Origin of the sequence: Prevotella sp. DNF00663 (genome assembly GCF_001553265.1) — a bacterium.
GTDB lineage: Bacteria > Bacteroidota > Bacteroidia > Bacteroidales > Bacteroidaceae > Prevotella.
The window spans coordinates 44671-68439 of sequence record NZ_KQ960601.1 but is presented as its reverse complement, the minus strand read 5'-3'; the positions used below and the strand labels follow the sequence as shown (position 1 = coordinate 68439).

The following is a 23769-nucleotide window of genomic DNA, read 5'->3' as shown; positions in this document are numbered from 1 at the left end:
ATGACATTAACCTCTATCGTATTGATTGCTATTGTCGTCTTGGCGCTTATCTTTGTCAAGATGGCTGTGGTCATAGTTTCGCAGAGCGAGACGATGATAATAGAACGTCTGGGACGCTACTATGCTACGCTTAAACCCGGAATCAACGTGATTATTCCAATCATAGACCAATCGAAGACTATCGTAACAATGACGCGTGGCATGTATCGATATTCGAATACCATTGATTTACGTGAGCAAGTGTACGATTTTGCCAAGCAGAATGTGATTACCAAGGATAATATTCAGATGCAAATCAATGCTCTGTTGTATTTCCAAATCGTTGATCCATTCAAGGCTGTGTATGAAATCAACAATCTGCCCAATGCCATTGAGAAGCTTACGCAGACCACTTTGCGTAACATCATTGGTGAGTTGGAACTCGACCAAACGCTTACCAGTCGCGACACCATCAACACCAAGTTGCGTGCAGTGCTCGATGATGCCACCAATAAGTGGGGTATCAAGGTGAACCGTGTGGAACTTCAAGACATCATTCCGCCCGAAAGTGTACTTCAAGCCATGGAGAAACAGATGCAGGCAGAGCGTAATAAGCGTGCCATGATTCTTACAAGCGAGGGTGATAAGCAGTCGCAGATATTGCAGTCTGAGGGTGAGAAAGCAGCTACCATCAACCGAGCTGAGGCCGACAAACAGCAGGCTATCCTTCGCGCCGAAGGTGAAGCACAGGCTCGAATCCGTAAGGCTGAGGCCGAAGCGGTGGCTATTGAGAAGATTACGGAAGCCGTGGGCAAGAGCACCAATCCGGCCAACTATCTGCTCGCTCAGAAGTATATTGCCATGATGCAAGAACTGGCTTCGGGCGATAAGGCAAAGACTGTATACCTGCCTTATGAAGCAACCAACGTGATGGGAAGCATAGGAGGCATCAAAGAACTATTCAAAGGCGAATAAGTCTAAGCTATCATTAAATCATAACAAAAGCCGGAATCAATATCCGTCTATCATCTTCTACAGGTGAAGACAATGGATATTGGCTCCGGCTTTTTAGTGTATATACGTATCGTTAAATCACTTCTGCACCGAGCGAGTGTTCGAAATGACCGAGCGCCCAAGCATGTCCTTGTGGATTGAAACTAGCTACGGCAGCCTGATGTACAACAATTTTAAAGCCAAGGTTGTAAGCATCCATAGCCGTATGAAGCACGCAGATGTCGGTACAGACACCTACTAGATGCACCTCTTCAATGCCACGCACACGCAGTTGTAGGGCTAAATCGGTGTGAGCAAAGGCCGAATAACGTGTTTTGTCGAGATAGTAGACGTTTTTATCAGCCTTGATGGTTTTGTAATAGTCGCCCAGTTGCCCATAGAGTTGTCGTCCCTCAGTGCCTTCAAGGTTATGGGGCGGGAAGAGTTTGCTCTCCGGATGGAACTCATCATTGGTTTTGTGTAAGTCGATAGCGAATACAACGAATTCGCCTTCATCGTGAAACTGCTTGGTAATATCTACGATGGCAGCTTCTATCTGCTGTCCCGGTTCGCCACAAGTGAGTTTTCCGTCGGTAGCCACAAAGTCGTTGGTGTAGTCGATGTTGATAAGTGCTTTCTTCATGTCTCTATATTCTTAGTTTTCGATGATTGTCTACAAAGTTACTCAATAATGTGTATATTGGGGCATGGTTGGTAGGGTTATTTACATATGGCTGTGAATCTTCTCCCTTTGTTCCTGCTGTATTCCCTATTAAATCGTTACCTTTGCCAATCAAGAATAAATATGATATAAGAATCGTTTTAACAACTTTATGATATGAATATTTGTATTGTAGCCGGTGCACGTCCCAATTTTATGAAGGTAGCCCCTATTGTCCATGCCATTCAGCGGGCAGCGAAAGAAGGTAAGGATATTAATTTCAAATTAATTTATACTGGTAGCGAGGATGACCCTACGCTTGAGCCGTCGCTGTTTGATGACTTAGAGATAGCACGTCCCGATATGTATTTGGGTGTAGACTGTGAGAATCTGAACGAACTTACCGGTCAGGTGATGTCGGCATTCGAGAAGTATTTGGATGCTACTCCAACAGATGTTGTCATCGTTGTAGACGATTTGGCCTCCACGATGGCAGCAGCTATTGTCACCAAGAAGCGTGGTGTGTGTCTGGCTCATTTGGTTGCGGGCACTCGCTCGTTTGATATCAATATGCCGAAAGAAATCAATCGGCTTGTCATTGATGGCTTGAGCGATCTTCTTTTCACTGCCGGGATAGGTAGTAGCAGTATGGCTACGCGTGGCGGTACGGACAATGCGCAAGTTTATATGGTTGGGAATATCTTGATGGATACGCTACGTTTGAACCACGGAAAGGAGCAACGTCCTGCTGTTTCAGATGATTTGAAAGATGGGGAATACTTGATGTTCACGCTCAATCGCAAGGCTTTGATGGCTAATGAGGACAATTTGAAAATTATGTTGGCCCGTTTAATAGAGTCTGCACAGTCATTACCCATTATTGCACCGTTACGTGGAGCTGCAGCCGAAGTAGTCGAGGCTTGTTTGCCGGCCGACGCTGAAGGGTTTAAGATTATCAATCCGTTGACATATTTGGAGTTCGGATACCTCATGGAGCACGCCAAAGGGGTGATTACCGATTCCGGTAACGTGGCCGAAGAGGCTACTTTCCGCCAAATACCATGTATCACGCTCAATAGTTATACCGAACATATCGAGACTGTCAAGGTGGGTACGAATGTGTTGGTGGGCGAAGATGCCGAGTTATTAGGCAACTCTGTCAGTGGGATGGTGAATGGACAGTGGAAGAAAGCCGGTATCCCTGAACGCTGGGATGGCCGTAGTGCCGAGCGCATTGTGCAAATTTTGTTAGATTTAAGGCGATAGTTATCGCGACTTATTGGTCGCTGTTACGTCGATATTTTTTTGTATAATAGATAAAAGGCAGGTCTGAGCGTACTCTATATTTATCGTGTATGAATATAAGGAAGTCTTTCAGATCTGTCTTTTATATTCTTATTATCTGAGAGTCTAAAGGTATTCAGGTGTGAATAGGATTGTGCTTCGGACAAAAGATATTTTGTTTGTCGGATGAGTTGATTGGTTATAAACTCAAAGACTTATCAACTCAACTTCTTGCAGGGGCTGGACAATAATGCTGTTCGGCCTTTTCAGTAATGCTGCATAGACCGAACAACGAGTTTGCAAGGCTTTGGCAGTAAAATGAAAGTGGAGCTTGTAGAGGCTCTGAAAGCCTTGTTAAGAAGGTAAAATGTCGCAAATAAGTTAATAATTGTTATAATAATGCGTTTTTATCCTTACATAGTTTGCACGTGTTTAAATAATTCGTACATTTGCAATGTGTTTTTCATAGTATTAGATTTAAGGTTAACAAGGTTGGAGTACAGCGGTACTCCTTTTTTTATGTCTTATAGTTAACAGTCTATATTCAAAGTGTCTACAAACTGCTTGCTATCAACTTTATTTCTTTTTGAACTTCTGATAGAGTTTCCATCCTAGTATGATGCCATCAAGAAGTCCTGCTCCGGTATTCATAAATCCGGAGAAACGTTTGGATGGAGTGGATGAAACCATATCTTTGGGCGCATGGAATAAGTCGGTCCAAAGTGTTTTGATGCGTTTGTCATCGTGCTGAATCTCGCTGAGCAACACTTCTTTGCGCAATCTGATATCGCTGAGTGAGCGGAAACTTTCTATGGGTTGGTTTGGCTGGTCGGTATACATAATGCAATTATTTAGACATGAGAAGGCTTGCTAAGAAGCGTACAAGTGGACGTTCTATCCATGCCTTTCTGAATGCCACAAATAAAATAAGAATAAAGATATAGCCACCTGCCACCAAGCCGAAGGCACCGACACTGCCCAGCAATGGTTGCAATGCGTAGGCAAGTGCAAATGATAGGTAGATGAGAGCCAACAAAAGAAGCAGGGCAAAGGTCGCCGCTATGGCGATAGCAGTGAACAAACGCACAATCTTATCTATTACATCGAGCTTCACGTATTCGCTTTGAAGCCCGATGTAATGCTTGACAACCTCTACCAGTTGCCCGATGTTGTCGATGTTTCTGTCGTTAGAAAACATGTACTCCTTATTCTGTAACGGTGCTGGCGTCCTTGATGTCGTCTACCAAGTCGTCTACTTCCTTACGTGTGAGTTTGATGTTATGCTTCTGGCAGAAGTCTTCTACAGTGTCAGCAATCTTGTTACGAGTGTCTGTTCCCTTTTCGGGAGCCATGAGAATGCCAAGTGCTGCGCCGGCAATAGCGCCACCAAGGAAAGCTCCGATATAACCTAATGTCTTCATAAGCTTGTTTTTTAATTAAACGATAAAAATAGTCTTAGGCAAATATACTAAATGTTTTGTGAACGCAACCGGTATCCTAGGTGATTTTTTGTTAAATAGGTTGTATTCAAACGATTTAACAATCTTTATGCGGGGTTGGCTCCTGTATTCATTGGATATTTTGTAATTTCGCAAGATAATATTAGTAACGACCAATTAAGTTTAATCGTCTAAACAATAAGAAATATGAAGAAGTATATGGTAGCATGTGCCGGACTATGTGTGGCATTGGCTTTTACAAGTTGTAAATCGAGTGAAAGTGCTTATAAGAAAGCTTATGAAAGAGCTAAAGCACAGGAACAGACAACAACCGAACCAGAGACAACTACTCCGACAGTGACACCAGTAACACAGCAGCCTGTAACCCAAACTACGGTTGTAGACAATGCTGATAACGCTACCGTGCGCCGTGAGAACTATGCAGTAGTGAGTGGCCCGGCTATTAACGGATTCGGTGTGGTAGTTGGTTCTTTCTCTTTGAAGGCTAACGCTGAAGGACTTCAGAGCACATTGCAGTCTGCAGGTTATACCCCATCTATCGTGTTTAACAGCGAACGCGGTATGTATCGTGTTGTAGCAACGTCTTTTGCGTCTAAGAGTGATGCTGTTCGTAGTCGTGACGACTTGCGTAGTAAGTATCCCGATGCATGGTTGCTCTTTAAAAAGTAAACCATACATATACTGAGTGGGACGTATACTTGCTATAGATTACGGTAAGAAACGTACAGGACTTGCAGTCACCGATCCGTTAAAACTTATTGCTAACGGATTGGCGACTGTTTCTACGTCTGAACTATTCGACTATCTCCAACAGTATATTGGACGCGAGCCGGTGGAGCAATTGGTCATAGGTAAGCCTATGCAAACCAATGGATTGCCGAGCGAGAACCTACAGCGTGTGCAGCAATTTGTCAATCGTTGGCGCAATGCTCATCCCGAAATTCCCATCGACTATTATGATGAACGGTTCACATCGGTGCTTGCTCATCGCGTGTTGATAGAAAGTGGAGTGGGGAAGAAAGTCAGAAGGGAGAACAAAGGACTGGTAGATGAAATCAGCGCGACTATTATCTTGCAGGATTATATGTCGAGCCGTAGGCTATAAGGCCGAATAAACACAGAAACAACAAAAAATAAATTAGAACGAGAAAGTGATATTACCCATTTATACTTATGGTCAGGGTGTGCTTCGTAAAGTGACAGAAGACATCACACCTGATTATCCTGAACTTGACAAACTCATTGCCGACATGTTTGAAACGCTTACAGCTAGCGAAGGTGTAGGGCTTGCCGCACCGCAGATAGGAAAAGCTATTCGCTTGGCGGTGATTGATTTGGATGTGTTGAGTGGTGATTTACCCGAATATAAAGACTTCCGTCATGCTTACATCAATCCCCATATCTTGGAGATAGACGAAACTTCTAAGAAGGTGACGATGGAAGAGGGATGCCTCTCGATTCCCGGTATTCACGAGGGAGTGCCACGTTATTCGCGCATTCGCGTGAAGTGGATGGATCCTGATTTTACCGAGCATGAGGAATGGATAGATGGTTATTTGGCTCGTGTCATGCAACATGAGTTTGACCATTTGGATGGAAAAATGTTTGTAGACCATCTGACTCCATTCCGTAAACAGATTATCAGTAGTAAATTAAAGTCCATTGTCAAGGGCAAATTCAGTTGCAGTTATCGCGTAAAGGTAGCTCGCAAATAAGATAATTCTTAGTTTGCGATGATGAAGAATAGAAAACTTGTAGTCTTGATATTGTTCTTGTGGTGTACCGTTTCTATGCGAGCGCAGTACAACACGAACAGACTTTTAATCTCAGCAGAGATTGCATTGGACTATCATGACTATGTGGTTGCTATTCAGCATTGCAACAATATTCTTTCGGGGAAACCGTATCTGTACCAGCCTTGGTATTATCGGGGAGTGGCCAAAGAGTGTTTGGGTGATTATGCTGGGGCAGAAAGTGACTTTACGGAGGCTGTCAAACTGAATCCCTACATCTATCAGATATTCAATTTTCGTGCGGAGAGTCGCATGAATCAAGATAAGTTTCAAGATGCCATCACCGATTTTGATGCGGCATTGAAGCTGAATCCCGATCAGAAAGGAAGTTGGTTTAATCGTGCTTATGCTCGCTATAGAAGTAAAGATGTAGAGAAAGCACGCGAAGATTTAAAATATGTCATCAAACGGTGGCCTAGTATGCCCAATGCTTATGGCTTGATGACAGAAACATATTTGAATGCCAACGACACGGCTACGGCTTCACGGTGGTTGGAAAAGACGTTGAAGGTGAATCCATACGATGGCAACTCGTGGTCTATCGTGGGGCGCTTGAATCTTCAACGTAAGAATTGGGCTGCGGCAGAGAAGGCTTTCTCCAGTGCTATTCATTATACTCCGAAGGTTGTCAACAACTATACTTACCGTGCAATGACACGCGTCAATCTCAATAAATTGCGTCAAGCAATGGAGGATTACGACCGTGCAATCAGCATGAATGGTAATAATTTTATTGCACATTACAACCGCGGATTGCTCAGACAGACATTGGGAGATGATAACCGTGCTATAGAAGATTTTAATTATGTGCTTGGTTTGGAGCCCGATAATTTATTGGCGCTTTATAATCGTGCAATCCTATTGGACCGAACGGGTGATTATCGGGCTGCTATTCGAGATTATTCGCGGGTAATAGAGAAGTTCCCAAACTTTTGGAATGGTTTGACGAGTCGTGCCAACTGTTATCGTAGACTCGGTATGACGGCCAAAGCGGAACTAGATGAGTTTAGGGTATTGAAGCGACAGATGGATAAACACGTGGGTATCCAGCAACGTTGGTCGCGTAGTAAACTTCGTCAAGTACGCAAAATGAGCGATATTGACGTTGAGAAGTACGACCAATGGGTGGTTCAAGACAATGAGGTGACGACACCGGAATATAAGAATGAATATCGTGGAAACGTACAAGATAGAAATGTGGAAGTAGAGTATATGCCGATGTTCTTGCTGTCTTATATGCCTTATAAGAATGGTATTAACAGCTATCAATTGGTTGATCGCGATGTGGAGACATTCAATCGAACGATTCGTCCAACTTTGCCGGTATATATTTCTTGCAAGTCCAATGCGTTGACGCAGGAACAGTCGCGTCGGTATTTTGTCGCTATTGATAGCTTGACGACGCGAATCTCTGATATCAAGAATTACAATCAGGTAGCCACTTTGCTTTTTCAACGTGCTGTAGCCCACGCAAGTACGCACAATTTTTCGGAAGCTTTGAACGATATTAACGATTATATGACCATGGATTCGGTCTCGGTATTGGCCTATTGGCAGCGTGGAGTGTGCCAAGCCATGATGTCTAATTATGCTCAAAGTAATGGGAATGATTTGAAAGTTGTTCTAGGTAAGTCGCTTGATGACCTGCGACGAGCTTCTGGAATGGCCGGAGAGAAAAATGCATTCGTCATCTATGACATTGCCAATCTACATGCTATGCAGCGTAATTATAATGATGCTATTGATACATATACACAAGCCATTACGCTGAATCCTAGTCTTGCGGAAGCTTATTTCAATCGTGGATTGACTTATATCTTTAGTGGTAATAAGTCGAAAGGGCTTGCTGATTTGAGCAAGGCCGGTGAACTAGGTATCTATGATGCTTACAGTGTGATGAAGAAATACGCTTCGGAAAAACATTAAACTTACGGGAATAAAAAAAGAGAAACATCGAAATGTTTCTCTCTTGTGCGCCCTTAGGGACTCGAACCCTAGACCCACTGATTAAGAGTCAGTTGCTCTACCAGCTGAGCTAAGGGCGCGTTGCTCTGCCTTTTGTGTGGTGCGCCCTTAGGGACTCGAACCCTAGACCCACTGATTAAGAGTCAGTTGCTCTACCAACTGAGCTAAGGGCGCATTCTCTATCCAGCGAAATGAGCATTTCTGAATAGCGAGTGCAAAGGTAATGCGTTTTTCGTTAACCTGCAAATGTTTCTCGTGTTTTTTGCCAAAAAATCGGCTTAAAGGTGCAGAACACTGCACTTATGGTGCGCTTGAATCTTAAGGGAAATGATGGCGAACAGATTCTACCTGTTATCTATAGTGATAATTATTTTCATCTAATGCCGTCGGAGTCTAAGACTATTACTATCACATGGAATAATCAAGACTCCCGTGGGTGTACTCCTGTTATAGACGTAAGTGGTTTTAATATGTGATGTATTAAGTTAAAGTTACTTCTTGGGGCTCAGTTTTATTAACTGAGTCCCTTTTTTAGTTTGATCATCATGCTTCTGTGGCTGAAAGTAGTCTTGCTATAAAGTTCTAAAAAGCCAAACTATATCTTAGACTACAGCCCACATAAATACGCATAATTATGCCTCATTTTGACATTTCAGCGCTTAAACATATATAAAAACAAGGGATTTTTGCTTGTTACAAAAACTTTGTAACTACTTGATAAACAACGAAGAGCGGTAAACGAGACTCGAACTCGCGACTTTTGGCTTGGGAAGCCAACGCTCTACCAACTGAGCTATTACCGCTTGTGAGCCGATACCCGGACTCGAACCGGGGACCTATTCATTACGAATGAATTGCTCTACCAACTGAGCCATATCGGCATCAACATGCAGATTGCATCTCTCTGTGTAGATGTGAGTGCAAAAGTAGTCTTTTTTTTTAGATTGACCAAACTTCCTGTAAACTTTTTGAGCGTTGAAATTGAAGAACAAAAAACGAGGGTTAAGCTTGTTTTTGCTCTGCAATCTCTTGGTCGTATATACGGTCGAACTGCGTTCTAAGAGCTGGTTCAATGGCTATTATATCTCGTATCTCCTTGAGATTCTTCTCGTTCGGGCTATTCCTAATCCATAGATGGATGTACCCACTGGCAGAGTACTTCTCCTGCATGTGCGATTTGAAGCGTTCCCATTGTGCTTCCTTGTCAAATTCCGGATGCTGTTCCAGTCCGAATTGTACAGCTCGTGTGAATACTGTATCGGGTTCTAAATCGCGGTCGGCCTCTGCTACTATTTTGCCATAGATGCTTCGTGGTGCATGACTGGCACTTGCTCTGTGGTCTTCCACGGCCTCTTTCATAATCTTGATTTGCTCCGGTGAGAACCATTTCTTGAGTCTTGCATCGGCCAAAAGTATCTTTCCTCCAGTGATATGATGGATGGCGCGAGGTCCCTTCATGCCCAAGTCATGGTAGGCAGCAATGGCATACGACATGTTGATATTGGCTCCTACGGTTTTGGCAAGCAGCAAACTATTTTTGATAACCCGATTGACATGACCTAGTCCATGACTTCTTCCGAATTCATTATAGCGCGGGAGAATGTTTTGCTCAACAAACTCCATCAACTCCAAATCTACGTTTTCTATAACCATATTATTATAATAGGAGACTTAAGGAAGTCAATACACCATATATAAACATATTACGTGCCGTTTGTCCCAAAATGAGATTAAGGGTCTTACCACGATTTATTTCTACCATCTTGCGCCATGTACGTGTATGCATGATGAGGTAAATAGCAGGTAAACCAATTGCTACTAAATGGACATCAACCATCCATAGTACTATGATATTCAGTGCTACAGCTACCCATCCACACGCCAAATACAGCCACTCGGTATTCTTTTCACCTATCATGGTGACCAATGTGTGCTTTCCGGCAGCCATGTCGTTCTTCCTATCGCGATAGTTGTTCACGAGCAACAGGGTATCAATGACAAGTCCGCAGGCTATTGAGGCAATGAATACTGGCCATGTAATGTCTGTTGTTACCAGATAATAGGTACAGCAAACCGGTATGATGCCGAAAAAGACAAGTACTAATATGTCACCCATACCAATATAGGAAAGATTCGTGGTGTATAGAAAACAAAAGACTACACACAGCAATCCCACGACGACCATCTCAATCCCGCCATACCATATAAGAGGTAATCCAATCAGACAAGCTATGAGCGTAGTGACGATTAAGCCCTTTTTCATGGCTTCAGGTGTTATCCATCCCTGCGCACAAGCCCTTCGAGGACCGAGTCGGGTATCATCGTCATTACCTCTGATAAAATCAAAATAATCGTTGATGAAGTTTGCATTGATTTGCATTGTGAATGCGAAGAGCAGACAAAGGATGGCAGGTACAGTCCTGAACAGCCCTTGTTCCATGTGCATAGCAGCCATAGCTATGGCCACCATGATAGGAACTGCTGCTCCCGTCAAGGTCTTTGGCCGCGACGCCAACATCCATGCTTTCAGTGAATTTATCTTGATTCCGTTCTGTCCTTCCATGATAAACTGACTCCGGTATATTGATTAATTGAAGAAGTTCCAACTAACCCCGAATCTCAATAGGCTTCCGTTCAGTGGGTGATGAGGTGTCAAGAAGTAGTTCCTCGTACCACTTCCAGCGTTTACATGACTGTACATCACGAAGAATCGAGTATGTTTCAGGTGGAAATTGGCATATACGTTTACGATAGGGTAGTTGCCTATCTTCACTCTGCTATCCTCGCCTGTGGTGTTGGTATTCGTTTGTACGGCATATTGACCAAGTGCCGGACTGTAGTCGGGAGCATAGTACGAAGTGAAATAACGGGCATCGGCTCCGAAGTCACAGTTCAATACACGGGCTATCTTGAATCTCAGATAGAGGTTGGTATAAGCATTCAATGTTGGGAGAGGGAGTACATCGCTTTTGCTCGACTTCTGATATGTGATGACACTCTCCCAATTTATCGGGCCGAAAGTGAAATCTTGGCTCAGTTCTGCTGTTAATACATTGATGGCACCACTGTGTTGTTTCACTGCCACGGCATTGGCTGTACGCATATTTTCACCTGCAGTGTAACTTTGGGCGAAATAAGTATAGTTCTTCAGATTGTCGGCAGATACTCGCAAGAGTGTCCGTGTCTTTTTAATAGATAACGCACCTTGTAACCTTGTATGCAGTATCTTGCTCATGTTATCGTTGTCCCACCAGAAGTGACGGGCATGATAATGGCGATAATAGAAGGTAGGGTTGTTGCGGTGGAAGAAGCCCGATGCAGCGAGTTGAACCGTATCTCCGAGAAATTTGAAGTTCAGGTCTGCCGTGGCATCCAGCTTTAATTGTCCTGCATCCTTACCTGCCAACCACGTCTCTAACACGGCATTGTAGTGCAACATCTTCCCTTGGGTCTTATTCAACTGTGCCCCCACGCTGATATTATGCTCGTTGTAGGTGTCCACACCCTCGGCCGAGGGTAGGGTGAAGTGGCGCATGTCGCTTGTCAAGAAACCTTTCAAGCCTGCCTTGGCATACTTGTTGAATCCCTCTAACAGCGAGATGGCGAATGTGTTCTTCAACTCGTAGTGGCGTGTAGCATCGTAGATGGAGTCACCCCCTAGTCGCTCTTGGGCTTTGTATGTGTTGGCGTAGAAGTTCTCCGGTGTATTATAGGCCTGATAGATGCGCCGTGCATAGTCGAATTGCAGGGTATGGATGAAGCTCGTTACAGGCACATATTCGTTTTTCAACCATGTTGTATCTTCTTTAGCCTTGTTAGCTACAGCTATCAAACTGTCTGCATGTTGTTGTCCGTTCACCTTGATTCGCTCGCTGTTTTGGTCTTCTTTTACAGGCTCATTGCCCATTACCTTTGCGTCGTCTGGTCGTCCGGCAAAGGTCACGGGTTCTTTTTCCTCTTCGTTTCTTCTTCGTTTAGGTTCATCGGCAAGTCCCTCTTTTTCTTTAGCTTTCCTTAGCTCTTGCTCTTTTTTCGATGCAAGAGCAAATTTGCGTGCCTTGATTTCATCCTCGCTCATAGGTACCTTGCGGTTGAATCCTAGGTTATATCGCTGCGAGAAGAATATATGTTGGTTGTCGTTTCGATTCCAGTTTTTAGACAGGGCGGTCGGTATCTCGTCGGTGGAGTAGTTATCGGTGAAACTCTCCGGGTGCTTGATATAGTTGTCGTTGGTGATACCACCGTTCTCGGCCACCTTTTGATGGTTGGTCGAAAAGAGCAAGTGAGCCTGATAACGGTCGGCTATATAGCTGCCATACATGGTATAACCAAAGTGCGATGTACTCTGATTGGCATAAAAACCGCGTCCATAGAGATAGTCCAAATTGAATCCTACTCCCAATTTCTTGCCCGCATTGACTCCGAATTTTGCAGTAAAATGATCCTCACCATTGATTTTCCCACCGCCTGTATTGTAAGTTAGATTGGTGAAAGGAGACAAGGTGTTGGTAAATTGGAATTTGTCTACGGGTATCACGAAGAAGTCGTAGGGGGCCGTAAAGATAAACTGTCCTATTTCGGGACGGTCTATAAATACCCGATGGATGCGTGGTGCGCCAAGATTTCCTGTGGTATTGTATTCGCCTCTTAATCCCGTCGTGAAGTTGGTATTCATGTACATGTGGGAGAGGGTATCCAACTTGGCAGACTGCATGTCTCCAAAGCGCGAATCCACCGTCCACACTTTGATGCCTTTGGGAATCTCTTTGTGGCTGCCAAGACTGTCAGCCTGATTCTTCTTATTCCTCGTACTGATGTTTCCACTAGCGTCTATTTGGTTGAATTCGTTGTCGTCAAACTGTGCTAGTGCGACTCCCGAGACGCACAATAGACATAGTGTGATGAATATTTTTCTCATTTATGGAACATTCGTAATGCGACCTCAATGAACTTAATCACTACGCCTGCCAACATGACAATGATGGCAATGTTTTTCTGCATCGTGAAGAGATACATGCAAACACCGATGATGGCTAGTACCATGAAGCAGATGTTGAGTATGTTTCTCAACTTGAATAGAGAATCTCTTGTGTCGATACGCTCCATACGATGCTTGGGTCTGACAGCTATTTGCTCTTCTGTCGTGTGTTCCTTATTATCCTGTGTCATACTTGTCTCTTTTTATCTTAATGCTCCTGCTAATACTGTGAAAATCTCATTCTTGCGGTCTATGGTGCCTCTTCTGAACTTTCCGGTCAGTTTGACAAGCTTTGTACCGGCCTTGTTTAGACACTTCTTGTCTGTAATCAAGTCTTCGGCCGACGATTTGAAACCTGTCGGGCGGTCGGCCTCATACGAATAGTTCATGCGTTCCATTGAGATGTGGGCGCGTCCATCTTCGCATTTGGCAACCAATATGTAGTTGAATTCGGTTCTGTCTACCGAAAGGAAGTTGTTGCTGAAGACCATCCATTCCTTGAATTTGCCTGCAATCACATTCTCATCTTCATTGACAAGAGCCATACGACTGTCTATTTGGCCATCTTCTGTCATCAATTCTTGCATTCTTTCGTATAGCAATTGATAGATTTCCTTGGCACTTTTACCGTTTGCTTCAAGTTCTGTCTCAAACACCACCTTGCCATCTACTTCAGGAACTGCGCCTATCAGATAGCTTTGTGCTTCTGCTTGCTGTGCAGCAACAGCTGTTTCTTTCTTCTTATCTACGGCTTTGGTAGGAGCTGTAGGTACTATCCACCCTCTCTTGACATCACTGGTAGTTTTCTTCATTGTGCCCTCATCGGTTGGCTGTGTAACTGGTTTTTCTATTTTTGTAGCCGGTATTACAGTCTTTTGAGCCGGTGTTAATGGGGTAGCCGGTATTGTTTTTGTAGGTGTAGACTCTCCTGTTTCTGCTTTTATTTTAGCCAATTTCTTTTGCAGCTTAGCTGCTTTCTTAGCTTCTTTGATGGCTTGTTTAGCTATTTTTTGAGCCTTTTTGGCTTCTTCTAGTTGCTGTTTAGCATTTTCTACGACGGTTTGCGCTTGCATGCCTAGTGACAAACATAACATGATGGCAGTGAAAATCTTTTTCATTAGCTGATGTTTTAAACTAGTAATAATAGGCAAAGTTAGTAAAAAAGATGAGAGATGGGGATATAAAGAAAATGGAATAGACTAACTTAACCATTATTAACGCTTTGGTGCAGAGCCTCGGCAGCCTTGCTGTTCTGCCTATGCAGTATCGCTGTTTGGCTGTGGCAGGAATACTGCCTTGCCCCTGCAGTTTGATAGTAGATGAGTTAACGAGTAAACAAGTAGACGAGTTCTTGGGTGGAGAGTGGTGAGTTAGGAGTGAGAAGTGATAAGTTATAGGTGTGAATTAGAACACTTATTTATGTTAAAAACTCTCAAACCTAATGTTACTATCTACTTTTTAGCTCGTTATATGCCGGAAATCGCTAAAAAAGTAATACTTTTGCACCGCTTTATAATACAAGGAGAGGTGCTCGAGTGGTTGAAGAGGCACGCCTGGAAAGCGTGTAAACCCCTAAAGGGTTTCGTAGGTTCGAATCCTATTCTCTCCGCAGTTCAAGTATGATAATTAATCCATTATGTAATTATCAGTCCTCTTTCAGCCTTTTTCTTATTATAGAATTATTTGATATTCATAAGATTCGTCGTTTGGTTTCCTTATGGTTGTCAACGATGACGGCTATTCTTCGTGCTGGGAATTATCGTATAATGAATAGGAAAAATACGATTTTGTACATTGTTTGTACGATTTTGGACTTTCATTTTCTGCATATTTTATATATTTGCAACCATAATTATCGATGAAATAACACTAACCTAAATAATTTATAGTCTATGGATTTATTCATGACCAATTCATTTTTACGACGATTGTGCCTTGGTTCTGTAATGGCCTTTCCGTCTGTTACAATGTTTGCAGGGGGGGCTATTCCCACCTTCAATACTGCTGTTATTCAGTCTCCTATGCAGAAGACCGTTACGGTTAAGGGAACTTTGACAGATGCTTCCGGCCCAATGATTGGGGCGACAATTCTAGAAAAGGGAACATCCAATGGCGTAATCTCTGATTTAGATGGTAAATTCTCTATTCGTGTATCATCTCCTAATGCCGTATTGGTGGTATCCAGTGTAGGCTATCTCACCAAGGAAGTGAAGGTAGGTGGACGTGAGAGTATTAATATTGTATTGGAAGAAGATCGTCAAACCTTGAATGAGGTAGTGGTAGTAGGTTATGGTACGCAGAAGAAAGTGAACATGACAGGTTCTGTTTCTGCTGTCAATGTAGCCGAAATGGCTAAGAGTCGTCCTATCACGAATGTTTCTCAAGCTTTGGCCGGAGTCGCTGCCGGTGTGTCGGTGATGTCAAACAACAACCAGCCGGGTAACGACAACGCTTCTATTTTGGTTCGTGGTCAGGGTACGTTGAATAGTTCTGCACCTCTTATTATTATTGATGGAACCGAAGCCGGTATCAATACTGTGAATCCACAGGATATAGAATCGGTATCAGTATTGAAAGATGCAGCTTCTTCTGCCATCTATGGTTCGCGTGCAGCTAATGGTGTTATCCTTATTACTACGAAGTCTGGTAAGCGCGGTAAACTTACTGTTGACTACAATGGCTATGTGTCTTTTGAGTCAATTCGTAAGACATTGACCCCTGTATCAAACTATGCCGACTACATGGGAATCATCAATGAAGGTTATAAGAACAGTAAAAAGTCTGAACCATTTACCCAAGACGTGATTGATGCTTGGCGCAATGATGGTGGTAAGGATCCATTGAAGTATCCTAATACCAACTGGATTGATGAGACGTTTAAGACAGCTGCTTCTACCAATCATGCCATTTCTGTATCCGGAGGTTCTGAGAAAATTCGTTTCTATGGCTCATTTGGCTATCTGAATAATCCGGGTGTCATGTACAATGCGGGCTTTAAGAAGTACAGCGGACGTCTGAACTTGGATGCCGACGTGACTAAATGGTTGAATATCGGTATGCATATTAACGGTTATGTATCGGATATGGAACCGGGTAATAATGAGATTGATAATGTCTTTAAGTATACATCAGCCACCACACCGGGTATGGTTTTCCGTGCTCCTGATGGTCGTTTTGGTGCCATGAACAATGAGCAAGACGCTGCTCAGTGTGCTAATAATAACCCTTTGGTACGCGCTTTCAAGTGGACAGGAAACAATCGTAAGAATAATTTCCACCCTCGTTTCACTGCTACCTTGAAGCCGATGACGGGCTTGTCTCTTGCATTGAGCTATTCATACGAGCTAGTAGACCAAGAAATTTCGCGCAAGCCTGTATTGTTAGAGAGTTGGAATTTCCAAACCGAAAAGGTTACTGCTACCACTAAGTCTAGATATTCTTATTATAATTATGACGGTAAAACAGAGCGCTATTTCAATGATGCTGTGTTGCGTTATGAGAATAAGTTGTTCAAGAACCAACTGTCTTTCAATGTGATGTTGGGTGCCAGCCAAGAGCTATATAGAAGTAAACACTTCAATGTTTCAAAGCAAGACTTGATTGATTTGAGCATGGATGCACTCGATGGAGCGACCGGTCAAGCCAGCGCCGGAGGTAATAAGACCGAGTGGGCGATGCGCTCTTACTTCAGTCGTTTGAATTTAAACTGGCAAGATAAGTATCTTTTTGAGTTTAATCTTCGTGCCGATGGTTCTTCTCGATTCCAGTCTAACAAGCGTTGGGGATACTTCCCTTCAGCTTCTGCTGCATGGCGTATTGATCAAGAAAAGTTTATGGAAGCTGCTTCCAGCACTTATTTGAGCAACTTGAAGCTCCGTGTTTCATACGGTTCTTTGGGTAATAACGCTGTCGGAAACTACGATTCTCAGTCGCTTTATACAAGTAATGCCGGTGGTTACAACTATGTATTAGGTAATTCAATGGTTACAGGTATGGCCATGAAGGCACTTGCTAATCCGCTATTGACATGGGAAACGACAAAGGTATTCGACATTGGTTTGGACTTTGGTTTCTTCAATAACCGTCTTACCGGTACTATTGACTACTTTAATAAGCGCACAACCGACATCTTGATTAATCTACCTGCACCCAACGTACATGGTATTACGTCTCTTCCAAAGACCAATAGTGCCATCGTTACCAATAAGGGTTTAGAGTTAACATTGGGTTGGCAAGACCATATTAATGATTTCACATACGGTATCACAGGTAACCTTACCTATGTCACCAACAATGTTGATAAGTTTAAGGGTACTGATAAAGGTGGTCAATCTATCAGCGGTGCCAACCTAATTTGGGAAGGTCACAGCATTAATTCACAGTATTTGTTGCGTGTAGACCGTCTGTTACAGACCGATGAAGACATGAAGTTGGTACAGCAGATGATAGATAATGCACCGGTAGACGAAAATGGTAAAAAGAAAAATCCGTTTGCTGCATTCGGTACACCCCAAAAGGGAGACCTCCTTTATAAGGATGTTAATGGTGATGGAATTATCGATAACCAAGATAAAGAAATCGTCAGCGATGGTCCAAATCCCAAGTTCCTCTTCGGTCTTAATTTGAATGCATCTTGGAAGGGATTCGATTTCTCTGCCTTGATTCAGGGAGCTATGGGTGCAAAAGTATTCTGGCAACACGATGCTTACAATACTCCTAGTGTACGTATCGGCTATCAGTTGAACAGTGATGTTGTTAAGGGACGTTGGACAGAAGGCCGTACTGATGCCACATACCCACGTCTTTTGGAGTACCAAGACCGTCGTAATATCCAGACAAGCGACTTCTTCCTTGAGAATAAGAGCTTCGTTAAGATTCGAAATATCCAGTTGGGTTATACCATTAATCAGAAGTTGACCAGAAAGATCGGTCTCGAACGTCTGCGCTTCTATGGCAGTTTAGAGAACTTCTTTACTTTCACCAACTACAGAGGATTCGATCCTGAAGTCAGCGGAATGGCTTATCCTTCTATGAAGCAGGCTGTACTTGGTATCAACTTATCATTCTAATAAATTCTAAGAACATGAAAAAGATTTATTCTATTATACTAGGTCTGCCCCTTATCCTAACGTTGTCGGGATGCTATGACCTCGGACGTGTACCGGCAGACCAAATGAATGCTTCTCAATTCTACCAGAATGAAGAGCAGACAAAAGAGGCTATGATGGCCGTATATAGCAACATGCAAAACGACCATGCGTTCGGAATGCACTTTGCTATGGATGGTTTGGGTGGTATATCTATGGGGTATGGTGTGTATGCTTACCAGAATTTCCAAACCGGTAGGTATGATGTGAACAACAATTGGATTCTCAATAAGTGGACATATCTGTACGAAGGTGTTGCAAGAGCAAACAATGTGTTGCAGAATGTGGACAAGGCTAACATGTCAGACGACTTGAAGAAGCAGTATAAGGCGGAAGCTAAGTTCATGCGTGCATTGTATTATTTCACCTTGATGGACTTCTTTGGTGAAGTGCCTATCTATGATGAGACGCTCGTTATTACCGATAGCTACAGCGATATGAAGAAGCCACGTAACTCGATGGACGAAGTTCGTAAGTTTATATTGGATGACTTAACCGAAGCTTCAAACGGTTTACCGGAGAAGTGGGGCAAATCTGACATGGGACGCGCAACTAAATATGCGGCTGTTGCTTTGATGGGTAAGGTGTATCTTTATGCAAAAGACTATACCAAAGCATCCGAAAACTTCAAGAAAGTCATCGATAGTAAACTCTATGCATTGTACGATGACTATGCAGGATTGTTCAAACCGGGTGGTGACGAAAGCTCTGAGATGATATTTGCAGTTCAGAATATGGGTGGAGTTGGTACCGATCATGGTATGCCGATGGCATTCTATATGGGTTCTCGTGAAACCTTCGGAAGCTGCTGGAATAATGTGATGGTTTCTCCGTATTTCGTAGATTCGTACGAATATAAGACTGGTGAGCCTTTTGATATGGAGAAGTTATTCCCCGGAATCACGAAAGATAATAAGGTGAAAATTGCTACATTCCGCGCAACTCTGAAGGATGGTAAGGTTGTAAAATACCCGGCAGCCAAGGATAAATTGCTTGAGATGTATAAGCAGCGTGATCCACGTATGATGGCAACAGTTATCTTACCTTATACGCGCTATGCTGGTTGGTATGCCAATGCACCCGAAGATTGCGAATTTATCATAGCTACCGGTATTAACAGCGGTAATGGTTATATCCGTCCAAATCAGAACTATGAGACATATCTTTGGCGTAAGTTCGTACCCGAAGGTAATATGGGTGGTGCTATCAACAACCGTCAACATACACCTATCAACTTCCCATTGATTCGTTATGCCGATGTTTTGTTGATGCAGGCTGAGTGCCTGAATGAACTCGGACAGCAGGATGAGGCCGTGAAACTTATCAATGAAGTACGTAATCGTCCTAGTGTTAAGATGCCTGGAATCAATAGTGGTCCTGACTATTTGAAAGCTACTACGAAGGAAGAAGTCTTCAAGCGTATTCGTCATGAGCGTGCCGTTGAGTTCGCTGGAGAAGGTTTGAGTTTCAGCGATATGAAGCGTTGGAAGACACTTGAAGAACTCGATGGTCGTAAAGAAAGCGACATTACAGGAAAATATCGTTATACCCGTTCTGTAAAATCGAGAGATTATCTCTGGCCTATTCCCGGACCTGAGAGAGAAAAGAACTCTGCTTTGACGCAGAATCCCGATTGGTAAGATATGAATATAGATGATAGAACTTTATTGCAAAGCCGAGGCAGCATGGCTGCCAAGGCCTTGCTGCATCGTAGCGAAGGCTTTGCAGCAGCCCTGCAGAGCCTTTGCAGCATTGTATTGTTTGGTGTATTGTTGTGCTATTCTGTTCCGATACAGGCGCAACGTAGTTATCAATCCTTAAACGAAAAGTGGCAATTCCGCTTCTCTCATCAGGTACAAAAGGGGAGTGGAACATTGGTTGATCTCCCACATACGTGGAATGCCACAGATGCTTTGAGTGGTAAGCCCGACTATAAACGTGGTATCGGCAACTATACCAAGAAGTTTTTTATTCCTCAAGAGTGGAGTAGCAAGCGCTTGTTCATCCGTTTTGAAGGAGCAAACAGTGTGGCTCACGTCTTTATTAATGGCAAGTTCTTGGGCGAACATCGCGGTGGTTATACGGCCTTTATCTTCGAGTTGACCGATAAGGTTGACTACGGAAAGGATAATACAGTCCTCGTTCGTGTGAACAATGCTGAAGATTTGAGTGTGATGCCACTGGTGGGCGACTTCAACTTCTATGGTGGTATCTATCGTGGAGTGTCGTTGTTGTTGACCGAGAAGACTTGTATCTCGCCTCTAGACCATGCCTCGCCGGGTGTATATCTCCAGCAAGAGCATGTCAGTGCAGCCTCGGCTCATGTCAATGCACGCGTAGTTCTCTCCAATTCAAGCGCTGAAATCAGCAAGGCTCAAGTGCGCTTGACCGTCTCTGATGGTTTGAAAGAGATTTTGAAGGAAACAAAATCGGTGGATATTGCAGCCAAAACCGACTTGCAAACACTCGATATTCCCTTTACTATCAATAAGCCCCGACTATGGAATGGTTGCTCCAATCCATTTATGTATCGGGTTAATATTTCGCTATGGGATGGTCAGCGAAAGATAGATGAAGTAGAACAACCATTAGGTATTCGCAGTTATTATTTTGTTGCTAACCAAGGATTCTTCCTCAATGGCAGACATTTGCCTTTACATGGTGTATGCCGTCATCAGGAAAGAGCGGTTGTTGGCAATGCCTTGACTCCTCAGCATATAGAAGAAGATGTGGCTCTTATGCGCGAGATGGGTGTCAATGCTGTGCGCTTAGCTCATTATCCACAGTCTACTTATACCTATGATATGATGGATAAGACTGGCATTTTGGCATGGGCAGAGATACCCTTTGTAGGTCCCGGAGGATATGCCGATAAGGGCTTTGTAGATACCAAAGCTTTTCGAGATAACGGAAAACAGCAGTTGCGTGAGTTGATTCGACAGAACTATAATCATCCTAGTATCTTTGTATGGGGACTGTTCAACGAGTTGAAATATTTCGGTGATAACCCCGTGGAGTATGTGAAAGAGTTGAATATTTTGGCTCATCAAGAAGACCATACACGTCCTACTACCTGTGCGAGCAATCAAGATGGTGACATGAATTTCATCACCGATGTCATGTCGTGGAATCGTTATGATGGCTGGTATGGTTCAACTCCTAAGTCACTAGCCACTTATTTGGACAAGATGCATGCCACCTATCCGAAATTATGTATCGGTATTAGTGAGTATGGAGCAGGTGCAAGCATCCGTCAACAGCAAGATTCGTTGAAGCAACCGATACCTACGAGTATGTGGCATCCGGAGAATTGGCAGACTTATTACCACATGGCTAACTGGGATATTCTCTCTCATCGTCCATTTGTATGGGGTACGTTTGTGTGGAATATGTTTGACTTCGGAGCAGCACATCGTACCGAAGGCGACCGCATAGGTATCAATGATAAAGGATTGGTAACCCACGATCGCAAGACGAAGAAAGATGCTTACTTTTTCTATAAAGCGAATTGGAATCCCGAACCAATGGTTTATATAGCCGGAAAGCGTGCCAAAGAGCGCACTCATCGCCAAACCGAGGTTCTCGTTTTCTCTAATTGCAAGGTGGTAACATTGTCGCTCAATGGCAAGAAAGTGGCTACACAGCGTCCTGATTCCATGAATGTATGCCGGTTCCATGTGTCATTACAAGATGGACAAAATACGCTTCAGGCTGTTGGAGCAGATAAGAAGATAAAACTATCTGATACTTGTGAATGGATTTTAAATAAATAAACCTATCAATGAAGAATAAGACAAACAAAATATTATGTGGTCTGATGCTTGCACCATACACTTTGTGTGCGGCCGCACAGACCGACAATCGCCCCAATGTAATCTATGTATTTCCCGACCAATTACGTAATTGTGCGCTGAACTTCTGGTCGCAAGAAGGCTTTAGAGACAATGTTAACTTCAAAGCCGACCCCACGCATACACCGCATATCGACCGTTTTGCGCGAGAATCGGTGGTACTCACATCGGCTCAAAGCAATTTCCCTTTGAGTAGTCCGCACCGTGGTAGTCTTTTAACGGGCATGTATCCAAATCGCAGTGGTGTATCGCTCAATTGCAATTCCGACCGTCCGAATAGTTATATTCGCGAGTCGACGACCTGTATAGGCGACGTGTTCAGTAGCAATGGATACGATTGTGCCTATATCGGAAAGCTGCATACCGATCGTCCGGAGAGGAATGATCCAGATCGTCCCGGGCAGTATGTACAAGATGCGAACCCTGTGTGGGATGCCTTTACGCCCGTAGAGCGCCGCCACGGATTCAACTATTGGTATTCTTACGGAACGTTTGACCAGCATAAGAATCCCCATTATTGGGATAATAAAGGCGTGAAACATGAGCCACATGAGTGGTCACCGATACACGAAGCCAAGGTGGCTGCAGCCTATATTCGCAATCAAGCCAATGTAAGAGACACGAAGAAACCTTTCTTTATGATGGTTGCGATGAACCCGCCTCACAGTCCTTATCGCTCAATGGACGACTGTATGCCCGAAGACTATGCACTCTATGCCAACAAACCGATAGATAGTTTGCTCATTCGACCGAATGCAAATCTAAATATGGATAAGGTAAAATCGGCAGCATATTACTTTGCTTCGGTGTCGGGCGTAGACCGTGCGTTCGGTATGATACTCGATGCGTTGAAGGAAGCTGGGCTTGATAAGAATACTATTGTCATCTTCTCATCAGACCACGGAGAGACCATGTGTAGTCAGAATACCGACGACCCCAAGAATTCACCGTATACAGAGGCGATGAACATTCCGTTTATCGTGCGTTATCCGGGACATCTCACTCCACGTGTAGACCCATTGTTGATGTCTTCTCCAGATATTATGCCCACAGTATTGGGTTTAGCCGGACTTGGAAAAGATATTCCATCAACGGTTCAAGGGCGCGATTATTCGGATCTGCTCAGTCATGAGAACTTGAAAGCTAAGCGTCCGGATGCAGCTCTCTATATCCAAAATGTGAATGGGGAGAAAGATGCTGCGGGCAAGACAATAGACTATTTCCCATCGGCACGAGGCATCAAGACGGCGCAATATACGCTGGCTATCTTTATAGATAAGAAGTACAGAGTGAAACAAACATTGTTCTTCGACGACCAAAACGACCCTTATCAGCAGCATAATTTGGATGTAAATGCGCATAAAGCTGTTTATAAGAAGTTGTTTAAGCGCATGACGCAGTTATTGAAAGAGGTGGATGATCCTTGGTATTCCAAAGGAATCGTGAAGAAACTCAAGAATAAATAGGGATTATAGAAATTGCGTTTGTAGAATCAAATTGTAGTAACAATAGCCCGGAGGGCTACCCATTCATAGCCGGAGACTGTTGAGCGAAAGCGAAGATAGTCTCCGGCTTGTTTGTGAGTCAAAGTTCCAATCTGATAAGACTACCCGTGTCTATATTTAATATATGGTATCATCTTGATATGGGGAGTCTTT

At 43.5% G+C, this 23769-nt stretch carries 20 protein-coding genes and 5 tRNA genes; 12 read left to right on the top strand and 13 right to left on the bottom strand.

Translation table 11 applies throughout. The annotated features are described in order from the left end of the window. The gene (locus HMPREF3034_RS02975; RefSeq protein ID WP_036900871.1) at window positions 1-954 is read left to right on the top strand and encodes an SPFH domain-containing protein; all 954 of its coding nucleotides are present in this window, start codon (window positions 1-3) and stop codon (window positions 952-954) included. A gap of 112 nt (window positions 955-1066) precedes the next feature. On the opposite strand, the gene HMPREF3034_RS02970 is transcribed toward HMPREF3034_RS02975, so the two are convergent. Next, complete coding sequence (locus tag HMPREF3034_RS02970; protein ID WP_036900868.1) at window positions 1067-1615, bottom strand: cysteine hydrolase family protein; 549 nt, start codon at window positions 1613-1615, stop codon at window positions 1067-1069. A 195-nt stretch (window positions 1616-1810) separates the two neighbouring features. Here HMPREF3034_RS02970 and HMPREF3034_RS02965 point away from each other — a divergent pair, with 195 nt between their 5' ends. Beyond that, window positions 1811-2899 carry a UDP-N-acetyl glucosamine 2-epimerase gene (locus HMPREF3034_RS02965; protein WP_062433034.1) on the top strand — a complete coding sequence of 363 codons (1089 nt, stop codon included), beginning with the start codon at window positions 1811-1813 and terminating at the stop codon, window positions 2897-2899. Between the two features lie 594 nt (window positions 2900-3493). Here the strand turns inward: HMPREF3034_RS02965 and HMPREF3034_RS02960 are convergent. Genes HMPREF3034_RS02960 through HMPREF3034_RS02950 form a run of 3 tightly spaced genes read right to left on the bottom strand, consistent with a single transcriptional unit; the run spans window position 3494 to window position 4338 of the window. Beyond that, window positions 3494-3757, bottom strand: coding sequence for a hypothetical protein (locus tag HMPREF3034_RS02960; protein ID WP_062433030.1), 264 nt, complete (start codon window positions 3755-3757; stop codon window positions 3494-3496). A 7-nt stretch (window positions 3758-3764) separates the two neighbouring features. After that, window positions 3765-4115: a phage holin family protein gene (locus HMPREF3034_RS02955; RefSeq protein WP_036897364.1), complete on the bottom strand. Its 351-nt coding sequence runs from the start codon at window positions 4113-4115 to the stop codon at window positions 3765-3767. A 7-nt stretch (window positions 4116-4122) separates the two neighbouring features. Next, window positions 4123-4338 carry a YtxH domain-containing protein gene (locus HMPREF3034_RS02950; protein WP_036897361.1) on the bottom strand — a complete coding sequence of 72 codons (216 nt, stop codon included), beginning with the start codon at window positions 4336-4338 and terminating at the stop codon, window positions 4123-4125. Window positions 4339-4563: 225 nt separating this feature from the next. Here HMPREF3034_RS02950 and HMPREF3034_RS02945 point away from each other — a divergent pair, with 225 nt between their 5' ends. From HMPREF3034_RS02945 to HMPREF3034_RS02930, 4 genes are read left to right on the top strand one after another with little or no spacing between them, the layout of a single operon-like run. Then, complete coding sequence (locus tag HMPREF3034_RS02945; RefSeq protein WP_036897357.1) at window positions 4564-5046, top strand: SPOR domain-containing protein; 483 nt, start codon at window positions 4564-4566, stop codon at window positions 5044-5046. Window positions 5047-5062: 16 nt separating this feature from the next. After that, window positions 5063-5482, top strand: coding sequence for a Holliday junction resolvase RuvX (gene ruvX, locus HMPREF3034_RS02940; protein WP_036897355.1), 420 nt, complete (start codon window positions 5063-5065; stop codon window positions 5480-5482). 46 nt (window positions 5483-5528) lie between these two features. Then, window positions 5529-6092: a peptide deformylase gene (def, locus tag HMPREF3034_RS02935; protein ID WP_036897351.1), complete on the top strand. Its 564-nt coding sequence runs from the start codon at window positions 5529-5531 to the stop codon at window positions 6090-6092. Window positions 6093-6110: 18 nt separating this feature from the next. Next, a complete protein-coding gene (locus tag HMPREF3034_RS02930; protein WP_369796359.1) occupies window positions 6111-8096 on the top strand; it encodes a tetratricopeptide repeat protein in 1986 nt (661 codons plus the stop codon). Between the two features lie 46 nt (window positions 8097-8142). Here HMPREF3034_RS02930 and HMPREF3034_RS02925 read toward each other — a convergent pair. Next, window positions 8143-8215 (bottom strand) — tRNA-Lys (locus HMPREF3034_RS02925). Between the two features lie 18 nt (window positions 8216-8233). Continuing rightward, window positions 8234-8309 (bottom strand) — tRNA-Lys (locus tag HMPREF3034_RS02920). A gap of 110 nt (window positions 8310-8419) precedes the next feature. Here HMPREF3034_RS02920 and HMPREF3034_RS12785 point away from each other — a divergent pair. After that, window positions 8420-8611: a glycoside hydrolase family 2 protein gene (locus HMPREF3034_RS12785; RefSeq protein ID WP_255347963.1), complete on the top strand. Its 192-nt coding sequence runs from the start codon at window positions 8420-8422 to the stop codon at window positions 8609-8611. Window positions 8612-8865: 254 nt separating this feature from the next. On the opposite strand, the gene HMPREF3034_RS02915 is transcribed toward HMPREF3034_RS12785, so the two are convergent. The 7 genes from HMPREF3034_RS02915 to HMPREF3034_RS02885 all read right to left on the bottom strand — a co-directional run bounded on the left by HMPREF3034_RS02915 (window position 8866) and on the right by HMPREF3034_RS02885 (window position 14231). Next, window positions 8866-8938 (bottom strand) — tRNA-Gly (locus HMPREF3034_RS02915). Between the two features lie 5 nt (window positions 8939-8943). Further along, window positions 8944-9016: transfer RNA gene (locus HMPREF3034_RS02910), tRNA-Thr, on the bottom strand. A 121-nt stretch (window positions 9017-9137) separates the two neighbouring features. Then, window positions 9138-9782: an HD domain-containing protein gene (locus HMPREF3034_RS02905; protein ID WP_036897381.1), complete on the bottom strand. Its 645-nt coding sequence runs from the start codon at window positions 9780-9782 to the stop codon at window positions 9138-9140. 10 nt (window positions 9783-9792) lie between these two features. Next, a complete protein-coding gene (gene menA / locus HMPREF3034_RS02900; RefSeq protein WP_062433025.1) occupies window positions 9793-10698 on the bottom strand; it encodes a 1,4-dihydroxy-2-naphthoate octaprenyltransferase in 906 nt (301 codons plus the stop codon). Window positions 10699-10722: 24 nt separating this feature from the next. Continuing rightward, entirely contained in the window at window positions 10723-13053 is a 2331-nt protein-coding gene (locus HMPREF3034_RS02895) for a putative porin (RefSeq protein WP_062433022.1), read from the bottom strand. Further along, window positions 13050-13304 (bottom strand): hypothetical protein, encoded by a 255-nt coding sequence (locus tag HMPREF3034_RS02890; RefSeq protein ID WP_036897341.1) that lies wholly within the window; start codon window positions 13302-13304, stop codon window positions 13050-13052. Before HMPREF3034_RS02890 ends, HMPREF3034_RS02895 begins: the two co-directional genes overlap by 4 nt. Before the next feature lie 12 nt (window positions 13305-13316). Then, window positions 13317-14231, bottom strand: a complete 915-nt coding sequence (locus tag HMPREF3034_RS02885) for a DUF4468 domain-containing protein (protein WP_062433019.1) — start codon at window positions 14229-14231, stop codon at window positions 13317-13319. 403 nt (window positions 14232-14634) lie between these two features. Here HMPREF3034_RS02885 and HMPREF3034_RS02880 point away from each other — a divergent pair. The 5 genes from HMPREF3034_RS02880 to HMPREF3034_RS02860 all read left to right on the top strand — a co-directional run bounded on the left by HMPREF3034_RS02880 (window position 14635) and on the right by HMPREF3034_RS02860 (window position 23577). Further along, window positions 14635-14722 (top strand) — tRNA-Ser (locus HMPREF3034_RS02880). Between the two features lie 283 nt (window positions 14723-15005). Continuing rightward, window positions 15006-18182 (top strand): SusC/RagA family TonB-linked outer membrane protein, encoded by a 3177-nt coding sequence (locus HMPREF3034_RS02875; RefSeq protein WP_062433016.1) that lies wholly within the window; start codon window positions 15006-15008, stop codon window positions 18180-18182. A gap of 14 nt (window positions 18183-18196) precedes the next feature. Beyond that, entirely contained in the window at window positions 18197-19900 is a 1704-nt protein-coding gene (locus HMPREF3034_RS02870) for a RagB/SusD family nutrient uptake outer membrane protein (protein ID WP_062433013.1), read from the top strand. Between the two features lie 45 nt (window positions 19901-19945). After that, window positions 19946-22033, top strand: coding sequence for a beta-glucuronidase LacZ4 (locus HMPREF3034_RS02865; RefSeq protein ID WP_156431024.1), 2088 nt, complete (start codon window positions 19946-19948; stop codon window positions 22031-22033). An 8-nt stretch (window positions 22034-22041) separates the two neighbouring features. Next, window positions 22042-23577, top strand: coding sequence for a sulfatase family protein (locus HMPREF3034_RS02860; protein WP_062433009.1), 1536 nt, complete (start codon window positions 22042-22044; stop codon window positions 23575-23577). The last annotated feature ends 192 nt before the right edge of the window (window positions 23578-23769 follow it).

Coding starts and splice junctions, on each gene's coding strand:
- HMPREF3034_RS02975 (WP_036900871.1), top strand. CDS start 1: ATGACATTAACCTCTATCGTATTGATTGCTATTGTCGTCTTGGCGCTT.
- HMPREF3034_RS02970 (WP_036900868.1), bottom strand. CDS start 1,615: ATGAAGAAAGCACTTATCAACATCGACTACACCAACGACTTTGTGGCT.
- HMPREF3034_RS02965 (WP_062433034.1), top strand. CDS start 1,811: ATGAATATTTGTATTGTAGCCGGTGCACGTCCCAATTTTATGAAGGTA.
- HMPREF3034_RS02960 (WP_062433030.1), bottom strand. CDS start 3,757: ATGTATACCGACCAGCCAAACCAACCCATAGAAAGTTTCCGCTCACTC.
- HMPREF3034_RS02955 (WP_036897364.1), bottom strand. CDS start 4,115: ATGTTTTCTAACGACAGAAACATCGACAACATCGGGCAACTGGTAGAG.
- HMPREF3034_RS02950 (WP_036897361.1), bottom strand. CDS start 4,338: ATGAAGACATTAGGTTATATCGGAGCTTTCCTTGGTGGCGCTATTGCC.
- HMPREF3034_RS02945 (WP_036897357.1), top strand. CDS start 4,564: ATGAAGAAGTATATGGTAGCATGTGCCGGACTATGTGTGGCATTGGCT.
- HMPREF3034_RS02930 (WP_369796359.1), top strand. CDS start 6,111: ATGATGAAGAATAGAAAACTTGTAGTCTTGATATTGTTCTTGTGGTGT.
- menA (WP_062433025.1), bottom strand. CDS start 10,698: ATGGAAGGACAGAACGGAATCAAGATAAATTCACTGAAAGCATGGATG.
- HMPREF3034_RS02895 (WP_062433022.1), bottom strand. CDS start 13,053: ATGAGAAAAATATTCATCACACTATGTCTATTGTGCGTCTCGGGAGTC.
- HMPREF3034_RS02890 (WP_036897341.1), bottom strand. CDS start 13,304: ATGACACAGGATAATAAGGAACACACGACAGAAGAGCAAATAGCTGTC.
- HMPREF3034_RS02885 (WP_062433019.1), bottom strand. CDS start 14,231: ATGAAAAAGATTTTCACTGCCATCATGTTATGTTTGTCACTAGGCATG.
- HMPREF3034_RS02875 (WP_062433016.1), top strand. CDS start 15,006: ATGGATTTATTCATGACCAATTCATTTTTACGACGATTGTGCCTTGGT.
- HMPREF3034_RS02870 (WP_062433013.1), top strand. CDS start 18,197: ATGAAAAAGATTTATTCTATTATACTAGGTCTGCCCCTTATCCTAACG.
- HMPREF3034_RS02865 (WP_156431024.1), top strand. CDS start 19,946: ATGGCTGCCAAGGCCTTGCTGCATCGTAGCGAAGGCTTTGCAGCAGCC.
- HMPREF3034_RS02860 (WP_062433009.1), top strand. CDS start 22,042: ATGAAGAATAAGACAAACAAAATATTATGTGGTCTGATGCTTGCACCA.